16 protein-coding genes are annotated in these 16,651 nt (G+C 74.0%); 10 read left to right on the top strand and 6 right to left on the bottom strand.

Features of this window, described 5'->3' with window-relative positions:
- Window positions 1–49 precede the first annotated feature (49 nt).
- On the top strand, window positions 50–2,176 hold the full coding sequence (locus BOQ63_RS11220; protein ID WP_223885901.1) for a HelD family protein: 2,127 nt from the start codon (window positions 50–52) through the stop codon (window positions 2,174–2,176).
- A gap of 19 nt (window positions 2,177–2,195) precedes the next feature.
- On the opposite strand, the gene BOQ63_RS11225 is transcribed toward BOQ63_RS11220, so the two are convergent.
- From BOQ63_RS11225 to BOQ63_RS11235, 3 genes are all read right to left on the bottom strand, one after another.
- Window positions 2,196–2,654 (bottom strand): MarR family winged helix-turn-helix transcriptional regulator, encoded by a 459-nt coding sequence (locus BOQ63_RS11225; RefSeq protein ID WP_030288381.1) that lies wholly within the window; start codon window positions 2,652–2,654, stop codon window positions 2,196–2,198.
- 103 nt (window positions 2,655–2,757) lie between these two features.
- Window positions 2,758–3,150: a DUF3037 domain-containing protein gene (locus BOQ63_RS11230; protein ID WP_072656215.1), complete on the bottom strand. Its 393-nt coding sequence runs from the start codon at window positions 3,148–3,150 to the stop codon at window positions 2,758–2,760.
- A gap of 32 nt (window positions 3,151–3,182) precedes the next feature.
- Window positions 3,183–3,938, bottom strand: coding sequence for a HipA family kinase (locus tag BOQ63_RS11235; RefSeq protein ID WP_030554991.1), 756 nt, complete (start codon window positions 3,936–3,938; stop codon window positions 3,183–3,185).
- Between the two features lie 146 nt (window positions 3,939–4,084).
- Here BOQ63_RS11235 and BOQ63_RS11240 point away from each other — a divergent pair, with 146 nt between their 5' ends.
- Window positions 4,085–5,443 carry an NAD(P)/FAD-dependent oxidoreductase gene (locus BOQ63_RS11240; protein WP_030554993.1) on the top strand — a complete coding sequence of 453 codons (1,359 nt, stop codon included), beginning with the start codon at window positions 4,085–4,087 and terminating at the stop codon, window positions 5,441–5,443.
- A 129-nt stretch (window positions 5,444–5,572) separates the two neighbouring features.
- Here the strand turns inward: BOQ63_RS11240 and BOQ63_RS11245 are convergent, their stop codons facing one another.
- The gene (locus tag BOQ63_RS11245; RefSeq protein ID WP_078867545.1) at window positions 5,573–6,907 is read right to left on the bottom strand and encodes an aminotransferase class I/II-fold pyridoxal phosphate-dependent enzyme; all 1,335 of its coding nucleotides are present in this window, start codon (window positions 6,905–6,907) and stop codon (window positions 5,573–5,575) included.
- A gap of 34 nt (window positions 6,908–6,941) precedes the next feature.
- On the opposite strand from BOQ63_RS11245, the gene BOQ63_RS11250 reads away from it, so the two are divergent.
- The 6 genes from BOQ63_RS11250 to BOQ63_RS11275 all read left to right on the top strand — a co-directional run bounded on the left by BOQ63_RS11250 (window position 6,942) and on the right by BOQ63_RS11275 (window position 12,601).
- Window positions 6,942–7,616, top strand: a complete 675-nt coding sequence (locus BOQ63_RS11250) for a pyridoxamine 5'-phosphate oxidase family protein (RefSeq protein ID WP_030288370.1) — start codon at window positions 6,942–6,944, stop codon at window positions 7,614–7,616.
- Between the two features lie 13 nt (window positions 7,617–7,629).
- Entirely contained in the window at window positions 7,630–8,334 is a 705-nt protein-coding gene (locus tag BOQ63_RS11255) for an FMN-binding negative transcriptional regulator (RefSeq protein WP_051747151.1), read from the top strand.
- Window positions 8,335–8,450: 116 nt separating this feature from the next.
- Window positions 8,451–9,863 carry a sugar porter family MFS transporter gene (locus BOQ63_RS11260; protein WP_030554999.1) on the top strand — a complete coding sequence of 471 codons (1,413 nt, stop codon included), beginning with the start codon at window positions 8,451–8,453 and terminating at the stop codon, window positions 9,861–9,863.
- A gap of 55 nt (window positions 9,864–9,918) precedes the next feature.
- Window positions 9,919–10,620 carry a dienelactone hydrolase family protein gene (locus BOQ63_RS11265; protein WP_030288364.1) on the top strand — a complete coding sequence of 234 codons (702 nt, stop codon included), beginning with the start codon at window positions 9,919–9,921 and terminating at the stop codon, window positions 10,618–10,620.
- A gap of 69 nt (window positions 10,621–10,689) precedes the next feature.
- Window positions 10,690–11,964 (top strand): MFS transporter, encoded by a 1,275-nt coding sequence (locus tag BOQ63_RS11270; protein ID WP_030288362.1) that lies wholly within the window; start codon window positions 10,690–10,692, stop codon window positions 11,962–11,964.
- A gap of 100 nt (window positions 11,965–12,064) precedes the next feature.
- Complete coding sequence (locus BOQ63_RS11275; RefSeq protein WP_030288360.1) at window positions 12,065–12,601, top strand: HAD domain-containing protein; 537 nt, start codon at window positions 12,065–12,067, stop codon at window positions 12,599–12,601.
- Here BOQ63_RS11275 and BOQ63_RS11280 read toward each other — a convergent pair.
- Together BOQ63_RS11280 and BOQ63_RS11285 are read right to left on the bottom strand one after the other, a co-directional pair.
- Window positions 12,579–13,367 carry a CPBP family intramembrane glutamic endopeptidase gene (locus BOQ63_RS11280; RefSeq protein ID WP_037830789.1) on the bottom strand — a complete coding sequence of 263 codons (789 nt, stop codon included), beginning with the start codon at window positions 13,365–13,367 and terminating at the stop codon, window positions 12,579–12,581. The genes BOQ63_RS11275 and BOQ63_RS11280 overlap by 23 nt on opposite strands.
- Before the next feature lie 80 nt (window positions 13,368–13,447).
- A complete protein-coding gene (locus BOQ63_RS11285; RefSeq protein ID WP_030288356.1) occupies window positions 13,448–14,953 on the bottom strand; it encodes a glutamate-cysteine ligase family protein in 1,506 nt (501 codons plus the stop codon).
- A 378-nt stretch (window positions 14,954–15,331) separates the two neighbouring features.
- Here BOQ63_RS11285 and BOQ63_RS11290 point away from each other — a divergent pair, with 378 nt between their 5' ends.
- Both BOQ63_RS11290 and BOQ63_RS11295 read left to right on the top strand, forming a co-directional pair.
- A complete protein-coding gene (locus BOQ63_RS11290; RefSeq protein ID WP_030288354.1) occupies window positions 15,332–15,910 on the top strand; it encodes a hypothetical protein in 579 nt (192 codons plus the stop codon).
- A 426-nt stretch (window positions 15,911–16,336) separates the two neighbouring features.
- Window positions 16,337–16,528 (top strand): DUF5999 family protein, encoded by a 192-nt coding sequence (locus BOQ63_RS11295; RefSeq protein WP_030288352.1) that lies wholly within the window; start codon window positions 16,337–16,339, stop codon window positions 16,526–16,528.
- The last annotated feature ends 123 nt before the right edge of the window (window positions 16,529–16,651 follow it).

Here is a 16,651-nt window from a genome sequence, read left to right on the forward strand (position 1 = left end):
CGACCCCGCGGAATCTGCGGAACCCACCGAACCGGCACTCGCCGAAGCGATGCGCATCGAACAGGCCCACCTCGACCTGCTCTACCGCCACCTGGACACCGCCCGGGAACGCGCCCACCGCACCAGCGCCGGCGCCCACCACGGCGCGGCCGCCGGCGGCACCCACCAGGCCCGGCTGGAACGCGAGGTCCGTGCCCGCGAGGCCGCCCGCCACGCCGCCCGCCTCGACGCGGTGGAACGCGGCCTCTGCTTCGGCCGCCTGGACGAGCGCGACGGCACCGTCCACCACATCGGCCGCACCGGCCTGACCGACGAGGCGTACGAACCGCTGCTGCTCGACTGGCGCGCCCCCGCCGCCCGCCCGTTCTACACCGCGACCCCCGCCCACCCGGGCACCGTGGTGCGCCGCCGCCACCTGCACACCGAGGGCCGCACCGTCACCGGTCTGGACGACGAGGCGCTCGACCTCGCCGGGCTGGACGAGTCCGGCCGCCGCGCCCTGGTCGGCGAGGCCGCACTGCTCGCCGCACTCGCCCGCGAGCGCACCGGCCGGATGGCTACCGCCGTCGCCACCATCCAGGCCGAGCAGGACCGGGTGATCCGCTCCCCGCTGCCCGGCGCGCTGGTCGTCCAGGGAGGGCCCGGGACGGGCAAGACCCTCGCCGCCCTGCACCGCGCCGCCTACCTGCTGTTCACCCACCGCGCCGCGCTGGAGCGCCGCGGCGTGCTGGTCATCGGCCCCACCACGGGCTTCCTGCGCTACATCGAGGAGGTGCTGCCCGCGCTCGGCGAGACCGAGGTGGTGCTGCGCACCGTCGGCGAACTCTTCCCCGACGTCACCACGGCCCGCACCGACGCCCCTGCCACGGCCGTCGCCAAGGGCGGCCCGTGGATGACCGAGGTGCTCCGGCGCGCCGTCGCCGCCCACCAGTCGGCGCCCGCCGAGGGCATCGACCTGGGCGACGGGCTGCGCGTCTCCGCCCGCGCGTGCGCCCAGGCCCGGGACGCCGCCCGCGGCCTGCGGGCGCCGCACAACCGGGCCCGCACCCACTACCTGCGCACCCTGCTGGACGCCCTGGCCATCGCCCAGGCGCTCTCCCTCGGCCGTCCGTACGACGAGGAGGAGGCGCACTACGCCCCGCGCGAGCTGTGGGCCCGGGAGGACGTCCGCGCCGCGCTCGACCCGCTCTGGCCCGCTCTCACCCCGCGGCAGCTCGTCGAACGGCTCCTCACCGACGGGGAGTTGCTCGCCGAGGTCGCCCCCGAGCACGCGGCCGCCCTGCTCCGCCCGCCCGGCTCGCCCTGGACGGTCGAGGACGTCCCGCTGCTGGACGAGGCCGCCGAACTCCTCGGCGACCTCCACCCGACGGACCGGACCGGGTCCGCGACCGGGTTCGCGACCGAGACCTCGACCGAGGCCGGGGCCGCAACCGAGGACGAGGAAGAACTCGCCTTCGCCCAGGGTGTGTTGACCATCACCGGCCAGACCGACGACGCCCTGCTCGACGCCGCCGCACTGGCCGGGCGGTTCCGCGAGGACAGCCCGTACCGCTCCACCGCCGAACGCGCCGGCGCCGACCGGACCTGGGCGTACGGCCACGTCGTGGTGGACGAGGCGCAGGAACTCTCCGCGATGGCCTGGCGCACCGTCCTGCGCCGCATCCCGACCAACTCGCTCACCGTCGTGGGCGATCTCGCCCAGACCGGATCGCCCGCCGGCGCCCGCAGTTGGGCCCAGATGCTCGACCCGCACCTGCCCGGACGCTGGCGCGAGGAGCGGCTCACCGTGAACTACCGTACGCCGGAGCCGATCATGGCCCTCGCCGCCGCCGTGCTGCGCACCGCCGCCCCCGGGCAGCAGCCGCCCGAGTCCGCCCGCCCGGGCACCGACCGGCCGCGCGCCGTCCCCGTCCCGGACGGCGATTTCGCCGCCGCACTGGCCGAACTTCCCGCGCCTGTCGGCACCTTGGGCGTCATCGCGCCGGACGGAACGGCACCGGCCCTGGGCGCGCTGACGGTCACGGCGGCCAAGGGCCTGGAGTTCGACAACGTCGTGGTGGTCGAGCCGGCCGCGCTGGCCCCGCGGGACCTGTACGTCGCACTCACCCGCGCGACCCGCACGCTCACCCTGCTGCACCACCGGCCGTTGCCGCCGGAACTCGCCGGAGCGCTCTGAACCGCGGGCGGGCGGCCGGCTACTGCTGCGCGCCGCCCGTCCGGCCGGCCAGCACCGGCAGGACCTGCCCGCAGATTGAGTGCAACGCGACCCGCTGCTCGTCGGTCATCGCCTCGAAGGCCTGGTGGGTGCGGGCCATTTCGCTGCGGATGCGGCTCAGGATGTCCCGGCCCTCGGCCGTGATCACCACGATCTTCACCCGGCGGTCACCGGCGGCCGCCTCCCGGTTGGCCAGGCCCAGCGACTCCAGCCGGTCCACGATCCCGGTCACGTTCGACGCGTCGCAGCCCAGCCGCCCGGCCAGCGCCCGCATCGGCACCGGCTCCTGCACCGCACCCAGCGCCTTGGCCTGCGAGGAGGACAGCCCGTGCCGGGCCGCGGCCGCCGCGAAGTCCTGGAAGTACGCGGCGCCGACGGCGGCCAACGCCTCCATCAGTTCGGCGTTGGTCGGTACGGTCGTCGTCGAGGTCGAACCCATGGGGCCAGCGTACGACCGAGTGCTTCAGTAACTCAAGCTTTGACCACGGCAACCGTCCGCGAGCCAGCTCACACTCCGCCGGACGAGCAGTCCCGGAAAGTCCTCAGAGCACGAGCTGGTCGAACAGCCGCCGCAGTTCGGCGTCCGCGTCCGCCGTCAGCCCGGTGTGCACCGGCCCCGGCTGGACGATCGCGCTGCGCGGCGCGGTCAGCCAGCGGAACCGCTGCCCGGGGCCGTCCGAGGCCGCCGGACCGGCCTGCGGCCCGCCCAGGCAGACCGCCTCGATCCCCTGCAGCGCCCGGCGCACCCCCTGCACGTCCGCCACCGGGTCCAGCGCCAGCAGCCGGGCCTGGTCCAGGTGGGTGCGGGCCGCCAGGTGGGCGCTCTGCCGGCAGTACAGCAGCACCCCCACGTTCACGCACTCGCCCCGCTCGACCCGCGGCACCGCCCGGATCACGGCGTACTCGTAGTCGTGCAGCTCGACGACGGCCGGCAGCCCGGCCGACGGTCCGCCCGACAGCGGCTGGTTCACGCGGACACCTCCGGCAGCCAGTCACGCGGACCGGCCAGTCGCTCGATCAGCTGGGCGCGATACGCGGCGCGCACGTCCTCGGGCGAGTCGAAGCCGAACTCGTCCACCAGCCACACCTCGGGGATCTGCGCCACGGCCGCCTCCACCGCCGCCTCCGCGAGCGGCGCGAGCGCCTTGTCCGCCGCCGCCAAATCCGGCCGGGCCCGCAGCAGCGCGTGGTCGGACGCGTCGTACGGGCGGCGCACCCAGCCGGCCGCGCCGGCCCAGTTGTGGTGGAAGATCAGGCTCGCGCCGTGGTCGATCAGCCGCAGACCGCCGGTCGCCACCAGCAGGTTGGGGTTGCGCCAGGAGCGGTCGACGTTGCCGATCAGCGCGTCGAACCAGAGCACCTGCCCGGCCAGTTCGGGGTCCACCTCGAAGCACAGCGGGTCGAAGTTGAGCGCGCCGCTGACGAAGGCCATCCCGAGGTTGGTCCCGCCGCTGGCCCGCATCTGGTCCTGGATCTGGTGGTCCGGCTCGCTGCGGGCGAGCACCGGGTCCAGGTCGATCGTCACCAGCTCCGGCACCGGCAGCCCGAGCCGCCGCCCCAACTCCCCGGCCAGCACCTCCGCCACCAACGCCTTCCGGCCCTGCGCCGCACCGACCCATTTCAGCGCGTACAGCCGCCGGTCGTCGGCCTCGACCAGGCCCGGCATCGAGCCGCCTTCTCGCAGTGGCGTCACATAGCGGACCGCCGTCACCTCGGGGAGCACGCCCGACAGCTTATCGGTGCCGTCCTCCTCTCCCTTCCCCCCGACCCCTTCCGCCCCGCCCCGGTGGCAGGCCCCGCTGCTCCGTGCGAGTGTGGCGGACAGTAATGGGGACCTTCCGGTACGACCCGCATGACAAGGGATGAGCGATGGAACGACCTCGGATCCTGATCGTGGGCGGCGGCTTCGCAGGCCTGGAGTGCGCCCGCCGTCTCGAACGCAAACTCTCGCCGTCGGAGGCCGAGATCACGCTGGTCACGCCGTTCAGCTACCAGCTGTACCTCCCCCTCCTGCCGCACGTCGCCGCCGGCGTCCTCACCCCGCAGTCCGTGGCCGTGTCCCTGCGCCGGAGCCTGCGCCGCACCCACATCGTCCCCGGCGGCGCGATCGGCGTGGACCCGGCCTCCAGGGTGTGCGTGGTCCGCAAGGTCACCGACGAGGTGATCGCCCAGAAGTACGACATCCTGGTGCTCGCCCCCGGCAGCGTCACCCGCACCTTCGACATCCCCGGCCTGACCGACTACGCCCGTGGCATGAAGACGCTCGCCGAGGCGGCCTACGTCCGCGACCACGTGATCGCCCAACTCGACCTCGCCTCGGCCACCCTGGACCAGCGGGAGCGCGAGTCCCGGCTGCAGTTCGTGGTGGTCGGCGGCGGCTACGCGGGCACCGAGACGGCCGCCTGCCTCCAGCGCCTCACCACCGCCGCGGCCCGCCGCTACCCGCGCCTGGACGCCGGCCAGATCAAGTGGCACCTGATCGACATCGCCCCCAAGCTGATGCCCGAGCTAGGCGACCCGCTGGGCGCCGCCGCCCTGGAGGTGCTGCGGGAGCGCGGCATCGAGGTGTCGCTGGGCGTCTCGGTGGCCGAAGTCGGCGCCGAGACGGTCAAGTTCACCGACGGCCGGGTGCTCCCCTGCCGCACCCTGATCTGGACGGCCGGCGTGGCCGCGAGCCCGCTGATCGGCACCCTGGACGCGGAGACGGTCCGCGGCCGGCTCGCCGTCACGGCGGAGATGCGGGTGCCGCAGTTCGAGGGGGTGTTCGCACTCGGTGACGCGGCCGCCGTCCCGGACCTCGCCAAGGGCGACGGCGCGGTCTGCCCGCCCACCGCCCAGCACTCGGCCCGTCAGGGCCGCGCGGTGGCCGACAACGTGATCGCCTCGCTCCACAACCAGCCCCTGGAACCGTACTACCACAAGGACCTGGGCCTGGTGGTCGACCTCGGCGGCAAGGACGCGGTCTCCAAGCCGATAGGCGTCGAACTGCGCGGCGTACCGGCCCAGTTGGTGGCCCGCGGTTACCACCTGATGGCGATGCGCACCAATGTGGCCAAGCTCCGGGTGGGCGCGAACTGGCTGATGAACGCGACCGCCGGGGACGACTTCGTCCGCATCGGCTTCCTCGCCCGCCAGCCGGCCCGGCTCCAGGACTTCGAGTACACCGACGCCTATCTGTCGAGGGACCAGGTCCGCGCCCACGCCCAGTCCCTGCTGGCCAAGGGCTGAGCGGAGCAGTGCGCCCCGGCGCCCCGCCACGGTGAGGAACCACCGCGGCGGGGCGCCGAAGCACGCGCGGCCGAGCGCGTGCACCCGTCAGCGCGCCGCCAGGACCAGGCCCCGCCCCGAGGCCCTGGCTCACACCAGCCGGGACCCTCCCCCGCCCGAGCCCAGGACCTCCGCCAGGTCCTCCGCCAGCCGCCGCGCGTCGGCGGCCTCCAGCCGCGCCGCGGTGAACCGCAGCCCGGGCGGCGACTGGATCCGGTACCGCGCCCCCGGGGCCGCCACCCAGCCGCGCTGCACCAGCGCCGCCAGCGCCGAGGTCTCGTCCGGCACCGGCACCCAGACGTTCAGCCCGCTCACCCCGTGCGCCTCGATGCCGCGCGCCGCCAGCTCGCCCAACAGCGCCTCCCGGCGCGTCCGGTAGGCGGCGGCCACGCTCGCGGCGGGCGCCGCGTCGGTGCGCCACAGCTCGGCGACGGTGCGCTGAAGCAGGTGGCTGACCCAGCCCGCGCCCAGCCGCAGCCGCCCGGCCACCCGCCCGACCGTCTCCTCGTCGCCGACCATCACCGACACCCGCAGGTCCGGCCCGTACGCCTTGGCGGCCGAGCGCACCACCGCCCAGTGCCGCGGTCCGGCGCCGACCAGCGGGTGGTACGGCTGGTCGACCATGCCGTGCCCGTGGTCGTCCTCGATCAGCAGCACCCCGGGGTGCCCGGCCAGGACGGCCCGCAGCGCCGCGGCCCGGCGGGCGGTGAGGGCCGCGCCGGTCGGGTTCTGCGCCCGGCTGGTCACCACCACGGCGCGGGCGCCCTCGGCCAGCGCCGCGGCCAGCGAGTCGGGCAGCAGTCCCTGGTCGTCCAGCCGGACCGGCTCGGGCCGCAGCCCCATCGCGGGCAGCAGGTCGAGCAGGCTGCCCCAGCCCGGGTCCTCGACCGCCACCGCGTCACCGGGGCGCAGCCAGGCTCCGAGGGCGCGCTCCACGGTGTCCAGTGCGCCGGAGGCGACGGCGATCGGGCCGTGCAGCCCGTCGGCCTCGAAGGACGTGCGGGCGAGGTCGAGCAGTCCGGCGTCGATGCGCGGGTGCCCGTACAGCACGGGTTCGGCCCGCAGGGCCTCGGCGGCGGCCGCGAGGGCCGGGCCGAGGTCGGGCAGCAGGGCCGGGTCGGGGTTGCCGGTGGACAGGTCGCTGGCCTGGGCGGGGACGGGGATGCGGATCAGGTCGCGCGGGGTGAGCGCGGGCCTGGGGAGGATCCGGCTGCCCTTGCGGCCAGCCGTCTCGATCACGCCGCGGTCGCGCAGCAACCGGTACGCCGCGGCCACGGTGTTCGGGTTGACGCCGAGTTCGGCGGCGAGGTCGCGCAGCGGGGGCAGCGCGGTTCCTGGTGCGAGCTGCCCGCTGCTCACGCCCTGTTCGATGTGGGCCGCGATTTCGCTGGCGCGTCGCCCTTTCAGCGGATAGTCTCCTAGCACAAAGCAGATTATGCACTAGTACATAGAGGTTGTCATGTCGACCACGCCGACGAACACCGGTGACACCAGCTACTCCCGCACGCCGCGCACCACCCCCACCCGTTACAAGGACCGCGCCACCTGGGAGAAGGAGGCGATCCACGCCATCCTCGACGAGGCCTACGTCTGCCATCTCGGGTTCGTCGCCGACGGCGCCCCCGTCGTCCTCCCGACGGTCTTCGCCCGGGTCGGCAGCCGGCTCTACGTCCACGGCTCCACCGGCAGCCGTCCGATGCGCGGCGCCTCCGACGAGCAGGGCATGCAGGTCTGCGTCACCGTCACCCACGTCGACGCCCTGGTGCTGACCAAGTCCGCGTTCAACCACTCGGTGAACTTCCGCTCGGTGGTCGCCCACGGCACCGCGTACCAAGTCACCGACCCCGAGGAGCTGGACGTCGCGCTGGCCGCTCTGGTCGACCAGGTCGTCCCGGGCCGCTCCGGGGGGATCCGCCCGGCCAACCCCAAGGAGCTCGCCGCCACCGCCGTGATCCGGCTGGAGCTCGACGAGGTCTCGGCCAAGACCCGCTCGGACGGCGCCAACGACGACCCGGAGGACGCCGACCTGCCGCACTGGTCCGGCATCGTCCCGGTCACCACCGTGCACGGCACCCCCGAGCCGTACGACCGGAACATCCCGCTCCCCGCGCACATGCGCCGCTTCCCGCGCTGAGGAAGGCCCACCGATGCTGATCAGGTCCTGGGACCGCGGCGACGAGGACGAATGGCGAGCCTGGCTGGCCGAGGGCCGCGACTTCGGCCTGCTCGCCGCCAACAGCGGCCCCGACGAGGGCCCGGTGCTCGTCCCCACGCACTTCCTGCTGGACGCCGGGCGCGGCGAGATCCTGCTCCACCTCGCCACGCCCAACCCGCTGCTGGCAGCCGTCCGGGCCGACCCGAACGTCACCCTCGCGGTCACCGACGGCTACGCCTTCGCCCCCGGGCACTGGCGCGGTGAGCCCGGCACGCCCACCAGTTACTACGCCTCCGTCCACTTCCACTGCACCGCCGAGGTGGTCGAGTCCGCCGAGGGCAAGGCGGAGATCCTCAACCGCCAGCTGGCGCACTTCCAGCCGGAGACCCCGGACGTGCGGGTGGTCCCCGGCGCGAACGAGTTCGGGCGGCTGCTGTCCGGCCTGCGCGGGCTCCGCCTGACGGTCCGCGAGGTGCGCGCCAAGTTCAAGTACGACGACAAGAAGCCCGCCGAGGCGCAGTACGCGATCGCCGACCGGCTCGCCGAGCGCGCCGAGGGTCCGCCCGGTCGCCGCGACCAGGACGCCGCCGCCCGCACCCAGTTGCTGCGCCGCCACCAGCGGCGCATCGCCCGGGCGGGTGGCGCCCCCGGAGCGGCCGGCGCGCGGCGCACGTCCAGGCCCCACGCCGCCGACTGACTCCGTTTCACCCGTTCGGGTCCCCAACGCGGGCAAGCCGGCCGCCGCGCTGCTCGAATGTGAGACGAGTCCTGCCCAGCCGTCAGAAGCGGGCCCGTCCACCTCGGGGAGCGCGCGTGTCCACAGCCCACAGCCAACGGGCGTCCGGCGAGGCCCACCTCGGGCACGTCATCTTCATCTCGGCGGCCGCCGCGATGGGCGGCTTCCTGTTCGGTTACGACAGCGCCGTGATCAACGGCGCTGTGACCGGCATCCAGAAGCACTTCGCGGTGGGCAACGGCACCACCGCCTTCGTGGTGGCCATCGCGCTGCTGGGCTCGGCAGTCGGCGCGGTGGTCGCCGGCCGGCTCGCCGACCACCTCGGACGGGTCCGCACGATGCTGCTGGCCGCCACGCTGTTCGCGGCCAGCGGCGTCGGCTCGATGTTCCCGCCGAACATCGAGGCGCTCGCCGCCTGGCGCGTGGTCGGCGGCATCGCGATCGGCATCGCCTCGGTGATCGCGCCCACCTACATCGCCGAGGTCGCCCCCACCGCCTATCGCGGCCGGCTCGCCTCCTTCCAGCAGATGGCGATCGTGCTCGGCATCACCGTCTCCCAGCTCGCCAACTGGGCGCTCAACCAGGCCGCCGGCGGCGAGTCCACCGGCCACCTCGGCGGCATCCAGGCCTGGCAGTGGATGCTCGGCGTCGAGACCATCCCGGCCCTGGTGTACGGCCTGATGGCGCTCGCCATCCCGGAGTCGCCGCGCTACCTGATCGCCGACCACCGCGAGGCGCAGGCCCGTAAGGTGCTGGTCGAGGTCGAGGGCGAGGACGTCGACCTGGACGCCCGGGTGGCGGAGATCCGCGCGGTGCTGGCGTCCACCCACAAGCCCCGGCCCAAGGACCTGCTCGGCGGTCGCTTCGGACTGCTGCCGATCGTCTGGGTCGGCATCGGCGCCTCGGTGTTCCAGCAGTTCGTCGGCATCAACGTGATCTTCTACTACTCCTCCTTCCTGTGGCAGTCGGTCGGCATCAACGAGTCCAACTCGCTGCTGATCAGCCTCTCCACCTCGATCATCAACGTGATCGGCACGGTGATCGCGATGGTCCTGGTGGACCGGATCGGCCGCAAGCCGCTGGCCCTGGCGGGCTCCACCGGCATGGCGCTCGCGCTGGCCACCGCCGCCTGGGCGTTCTCCTACCGCAGGGGCACCGGCGCCACCGCCACCCTCGACAACACCCACGCCACCGTCGCCCTGATCGCCGCGCACGTGTTCGTGCTCTGCTTCGCCTTCTCCTGGGGCGTGGTGGTCTGGGTCCTGCTCGGCGAGATGTTCCCCAACCGGATCCGCGCGCTGGCCCTGTCGGTCGCCGCCTCGGCCCAGTGGATCGCCAACTGGGCCATCACGGTCAGCTTCCCCGACCTCGCCGACTGGAACCTCTCCGCCACGTACGTCATCTACGCGGCCTTCGCGCTGCTCTCCATCCCGTTCGTGGCCTTCTGCATCAGGGAGACCAAGGGCCGCGCCCTGGAGGAGATGGGCTGAGCGAGCGCCCCCGCACACCCACGCCGCACGCGGCCCGACCCACCGAGAGGAAGCCATGCCTGACCAGGGCGGCTCCCGGCAGAACGTCAGCTTCCCGAGCAACGGCCGCACCGCGCACGGGTACCTGGCCCGCCCTCCGCAGGGGGTCGGGCCCGGCCTGGTGGTGGTGCAGGAGTGGTGGGGGCTCACCTCGCACATCGCCGACATGGCCGACCGCTTCGCCGCCGAGGGGTTCACCGTCCTCGCCCCCGACCTGTTCGGCGGCGCCACCACCCACGACAGCGCCGAGGCCGCCCGGCTCAAGCGCGAGCTCCCCGTGGAACAGGCCGTCGCGGACCTCGCCGGCGCGGTCGACTTCCTGCTCGGGCTGGACGGCGTGGTCGGCGACGCGGTCGGCGCGGTCGGCTTCTGCATGGGCGGCGGCTTCGCCCTGCTACTGGCCGCCCGGGCCGGCGACCGGGTCGCCGCCGTTGTCCCGTTCTACGGCCTCCCGCCCGACCCGGACTTCGACTACCGCGGCCTGACCGCCCACGTCCTCGGCCACTTCGGCGAACTCGACCGCGCGAACCCGATGGACGCCGTGGACGAGGCCGCGATCCGGATCGGCGAGGCCACCGACGTCCGCCCCGAGATCCACTTCTACCCGGCCGGGCACGCCTTCATGAACGACGAGAACCCGCTGGGCACCTACGACCCGCTCCAGGCCCGGATCGCCTGGCGGCGCACCCTCACCTTTCTCCGGGGGCACCTGGGCTGACGCCCCGCCCGGCCGGAACCGGCCCGAAAACCGGATGACACCTGTACGAACTCCGGCGATAGTCGCTGGGTGCCGACCCCACACCCCCGCCGCCTCGCCTGGGCGAGCCGCAACTTCCGCATCCAGACCGCCGCCACGGTGGTCAGCGGCCTCGGCAACGCCGGCGCCCCCATCGCCACCGCCTTCGCCGTCCTCGGGAACGGCGGCACCACCGCCGAGGTCGGCTACGTCACCGCCGCCCGACTGCTGCCCACCGTACTGCTCCTGGTGGTCGGCGGCACCCTCGCCGACCGGCTGCCGCGCCACCGCATCATGGTCGCCGCCAACCTGTTCAGCGCCGCCGCCCAGGCCGTCCTGGCCGTCCTGGTCCTGGCCGGGGACGTCCGGCTGTGGCAGCTGCTGGTGCTCTCCGCCGCCGGCGGCGCCGGCTACGCCCTCTACTCCCCGGCCGCCGGCGGCATGATCATGCAGGCCGTCCCCCAGGAGCACGCCAACCGGGCCTTCTCCGTGTTCCGGATGGGCCAGAACGGCTCCCAGATCGGCGGCGCCGCCCTCGGAGGCGGGCTCACCGCCGTGTGCGGCCCCGGCTGGGTGCTCGCACTGGACGCCTTCTGCTTCCTGGTCGCCGCCGTCCTGCGCTTCTTCCTGGCGCCCGAGGCCGCCCCCGCCCCCTCCGGCGGCAGCATGCTGCGCGACCTGCGCGAGGGATGGCGGGAGTTCTCCTCCCGCCGCTGGCTCTGGGTGGTCGTGGCGCAGTTCGCCGTCCTGGTCGCCTGCATCAACGCGGTCGAGTCGGTGTACGGCCCGGCCGTGGCCGACCAGCGGCTCGGCGGCGCGGGCGCCTGGGGCCTGGCGATGTCCGCCTACGGGGTCGGGCTGGTGGTCACCGGTCTGCTGATGGCGCGCTGGCGCCCCCGCCGGATCCTGCTGGTCGGCAACTGGGGCGTGTTCCTGTTCGGCGTCCCCGCCCTCGCCCTGGCCCTGGAGGCCCCGCTGCCGTTGCTGATCGCCGCGATGTTCCTCTCCGGCGTCGGCGTCACCGTCTTCGCCGTCAACTGGATGGTCGCGCTCCAGCAGGAGGTCCCGGAGGAGATGTTCTCCCGGGTCACCGCGTACGACGAGCTCGGCTCCTACTCACTGGCACCGGTCGGCACCGCGCTGGCCGGCCCCGCGGCGGTCGCGCTCGGCCTGTCCGGCGCGCTCTGGGCCTGCGCCGCGCTGTGCCTGGTGCTCAGTGCCGTCGTCCTGATCGACCCGCAGGTCCGCCGGCTCACCCGCCGCGACCCGCGGCGAAGCAGCCCGGACGCACCGGTGTCCGCCGTCGAGCCCGCGCCCGCGCCGTGAGCGCCCTGTGCGCCCCGCGTGCGCCCGCCGGCGAGCAACCACCGGTGCGCGTGGTTCGTCCGACCAGACAGGAAACACCGTCCACCTGGGGGGCCCACCGGTGCCTAAGCCACTGCTGTTCCTGGATGTCGACGGGGTGCTGAACCCGGTCTGTCCGCATCCGGACGCCGGGTTCGACTCCCACACCCTGCTCGGCTACGCCGTCCTGCTCGCCGCCAAGCACGGCGTCTGGCTGCGCGAACTCGCCGGAGCGTACGAGCTGGTCTGGGCCACCACCTGGGAGGAGCACGCCAACACCCACATCGCCCCGGCGATCGGCCTGGACCCGCTCCCCTTCGTCCGCTTCACCGGGTACGTCCCCCAGCCCGGCGACCCGCGCGTCCCCCTGATGGAACTGTTCTCCGCCGCCAAGTGGGCCCCGCTGCTGCGCTACGCCGGGGGCCGCCCGTTCGCCTGGGTCGACGACGTCATCCCCTCCCGGCTGGTCCGCCGCTCCCTGTGGCGCCGCGACCGGCTGCTGCTGCCGATCGACCCGGGCCAGGGCCTGGAGCGCCGGCACGTCGAGCGCCTGCTGGCCCGCCCGCCGCGCAGCCACTCGCTGCCGGGACCGCAGGTCAGGGGGTCGGCAGCCAGCTGACGTGCCCGGCGAGCAGCGCGTACCCGACGAAGGCCACCGTGTCGATCAGCGCGTGCGCCGCCACCAGCGGCATCACCCGCCCCCAGCGCCGGTACAGCAGGCAGAACACCGCCCCCATCACCATGTTGCCGACCAGCCCGCCGACCCCCTGGTACAGGTGGTACGAGCCGCGCAGCACCGAGCTGGCCGCCACCGCGGCCGGCCAGGACCACCCCTGCTGCGCCAGCCGGCGCAGCAGGTAGCCGAGGACGACGACCTCCTCCAGGACCGCGTTCTGCCAGGCCGACAACACCAGCACCGGCACCCGCCACCACACGTCCGGCAGCCCCGAGGGCGCCACCGTCAGGTTGTACCCGGCCGCCTGCGAGGCCAGGTACAGGGCCAGCCCGGAGCCGCCGATCGCCGCCGCGACGCCCGCGCCCCGGCCGAGGTCGCGCAGCTTGTCCCGCAGGTCGAAGCCCAGCACCCGCAGCGAGGCGCCCTCGCGCACCAGCAGGTAGCCGACCAGCACCACCGGCATCAGCCCGCGCCCGATGTAGTACAGCTGCCACACCAGGTCCAGCCAGGGCCGCCCGGGCGCGCGCGAGCCGTTCAGCGTGGCGACCTGCTGGCCGAGCCGGAGCGGTTCGGTGAGCGAGCCCGCGAAGCTGATCAGGGCGCTGATCCCGCTGGCTCCGAGGGACAGGCCGAGGACGATCAGCAGTTCCACGCCGAGCAGCCGCCGGGTGCGCTCCGCGGTCTCCGGCACGGTCGGGCTGGTTGTCACGGGCGCTCCATCGAACGGACGATCGCTCCGGCGGTCGGCCGAAGACCGGAGCGATCATCCTGACACAGGGCGCGGACCCGTCAGCCGACCGGCCAGGTGTGCACCGGCTCGCCTCCGCGCATGTGCTCGGCGTAACGCCTGGTCATGGCGGCGAGCGCGGCCGGGCGGTCCATCCCGTACTGCTCGCGCAGCCGGTGGAAGGTGGCGCTCTGCCAGGCTGCGCCGTTGGTGCGGCGCAGGCAGCGCTGCTCGATGATCCCCAGGTAGCGGTCGCGGTCGGCGGGCTCCACGCCCCACTCGTCCAGCCCCTGGTGGGCCATCGGCAGCAGTTCGTTGAGGACCAGGTCGACCGCCGAGACCGTCTGCAGCCCGCCGCCCCGGCCCGCCCGGCCGGGGCGCGGCCACTGGAACACCGCGTCGATGCCGTAGCGGGCGCCCTGGCGGAAGTTCTCGTCCGCCCGCTCGAACGGCAGCCGGGTCCAGACCGGCCGGGGCTGTTCGGCGAGCACCCGCACCAGCCCGTAGTAGAAGGCGGCGTTGGCCAGGGTGTCGGCCACCGTCGGCCCGGCCGGCAGCGCCCGGTTCTCCACCCGCAGGTGGGCGACCCCGCCGGCGACGTCGTACACCGGCCGGTTCCAGCGGTAGATGGTGCCGTTGTGCAGCCGCATCTCGGCGAGCCTGGGCGCGCCGCCGGAGGTCAGCACCTTCAACGGGTCCTCGTCGTCGCAGATCGGCAGCAGCGCCGGGAAGTAGCGCAGGTTCTCCTCGAACAGGTCGTAGGCCGAGTCCACCCAGCGCTCCCCGAACCAGGTGATCGGGCGCACGCCCTGGGCCTTGAGCTCCGCCGAACGGGTGTCGCAGGCCTGCTGGAAGAGCACCGGGCGGGTCTCCCGCCACAGTTCCCGCCCGAACAGGAACGGGGAGTTGGCGCCCAGCGCGAGCTGCGGTCCGCAGATCGCCTGGGCGGCGTTCCAGACCGAGGAGAACCGCTCCGGGGTCACCTGGAGGTGCAGCTGCAAGGAGGTCGCGGCGGCCTCGGCCACCATGGTGATGGACTCCAGCTGGAGGTGTTCGACGCCCTCGATGTCCAGCGCGATGTCCTCCCCCCTGGCGGCCAGGATCTGGTCGCTGAGCAGGCTGTACCGCTGGTTGTGGCTCATCGCGTCGAGCCCGGTGTGGTCGCTCTCCAGGGTCGGCAGGATGCCCACCATGACGATCCGGGCGCCGGCCTCGGCCGCCTGCCGGTCGGCGTAGCGCAGCCCGGTGTCGATCTCCTCGCGCAGTTCCTCGAAGACGTGCCCGCACAGCCGGTGCGGCACGATGTTGACCTCGATGTTGAACTGGCCCAGTTCGGTCTGGAAGTCGCTGGAGCCGATCGCGCTCAGCACCTGGGCGTTGCGCAGCACCGGCAGGCCCTGCTCGTCGGCCAGGTTGAGCTCGATCTCCAGGCCCATCACCGCCCGCGGCCGGTCGAAGCGGTCCTCGCGCAGCATCCGCCCGAGCGCGTCCAGACAGGCCTGGAGCTTGAGCCGGTACTGCTGCCGGTCCGCCAGATCCGCCCGAGTCGCCACGACCTTCTCGCCCACGGTCCCCTCCTCCTGAGACACCCGGCCGGTCGACCGTGCCAGCATCATGCCCACCTCGAAGATCGATACCCGAATGCTTGTACTGGCTTGCAATGCAAGGCATCTGACGGAAATTCAGACCATCTGCAGACTTGCCCGGCACCACGGCCTGTGATAAACAGATCACCCTGCGCATTTGTTCGATGAGTTCGCTGAGTTCGCACTGCGCGCCGACCGGTCCGTTCCCCGTTCCTCGGCCCTCGCCGAGGACGGGCGACCGCGCCGGCGCCGCGATCCTGCACAACCGGACAAGGCCGGCCCCCGTCAGCGAAGACGCACCGCGCCGTGCCGGTATGCCGCACTCGCACGCCGATCTCGCTTGGAGAGGCGGACCCCGCCATGACCCTGCAGACCCCCCAGCCCCCACCGAGTGCCCTGCGCGCGGTCCTGGGCGCGCTCGACTCGGAGACCGCGCTGCGCCAGCCCGCCGCCGCAGCGCTCCGTCATCCGACCGGTCCGCTGCTTCCCGCGCACCCGCTCGCGGTGCACGTCCTGGACGGCCCCCATCCCGAACTGCCCGCCGCCCGTCGGACCGGCTGGCGCTTCCTGATCAAGCACGGCCCCGACGTGGCCGCCGCCGCCGAGGTGGTGCAGAGCGCGGAGGGCCACACCTTCTCCCACTTCACCGCCGGCCCGTACCTCTCCTCCACCGTCCGGGCGCTGCGCGAGGCCTGGCAGCTCGCCCAGGGCTCCCGCTCCCGCTGCCAGCCCCGGCTGCTCACCTTCCCCGGCCAGTACGCCACCGCGCTCTGGCTGCACAGCCCCGACGCCGGCCCGGGCGCCGACCTGCTCATCCCGCTGGCCCCGGCCCCGCTCGGGGTCACCGCGCACCGCGCCTACCCCGCCGCCGAGCTGCTCCCGCTGCTCACCCGCGCCCCGCTCGCCGGGCCGCCGCCGCTGCTGCTCGGCTCCTCCTGACCCGGCCGGGAGCCGAAGCACCGCACCGGCCGCCGGGCACCTCGCCCGGCGGCCCTCCGCCGTGCGCTCCGACGCCCCCGGACGGCCTCACCCGAACGGCTACCACCCGCTCGGGCCACCCGCCATGGCCCCACCGGGCCATGCCCTGGCTGACCCGGCGGTGCGCTTTCCCCCCCCCCGGGCCCCACCTGAACGGGTGATCTCTGTCCGGGAGTTGTGGCGCATGTCACGAAATACCTGCGCGCGCGTCCGCGGATGCCGACACTGGGAACCAGCGTGGAAGGACCACCTGTCCTACCCACTTGAGCGCCGGTCCACACCTGGTCGGCGCGCGGACAGGATCCGACCACCACGGCGGCTCCGGACGGCTCGACCTCCGGGGACCGCACCACGGGGAGGATCGCAGAGCGAAGCGAGGGTACGCGTATGTGCCAGCACCGTCCTGAGTGCCCGACGGCCGAGTCCGAGGACCGCGAAGCGGCCGTGCCGGTGGCCTGCCACCCGGAGCAGGGCTGGAGCCTGCTCTGCAACGGCGTCGTCCTGTTCGAGGACACCGGAGAGCTGCTGCCCGACGGCCGGGTGATCGCCCCGCGCCGCCCCGTCGCCCACGCGGCCTGAGCCCACGCGGCCCGACCCCGTACGGCCGGAACCGTACGGCCCGGGGCCGGGCCCGGCGGGGGCAGCCGCCGACCCGACCGCACGAAGCGCCGCGCAAGGCGCAACACGAAGGGCAGGGCCCCG

Origin of the sequence: Streptomyces viridifaciens, assembly GCF_001888885.2 — a bacterium.
GTDB lineage: Bacteria > Actinomycetota > Actinomycetes > Streptomycetales > Streptomycetaceae > Kitasatospora > Kitasatospora aureofaciens.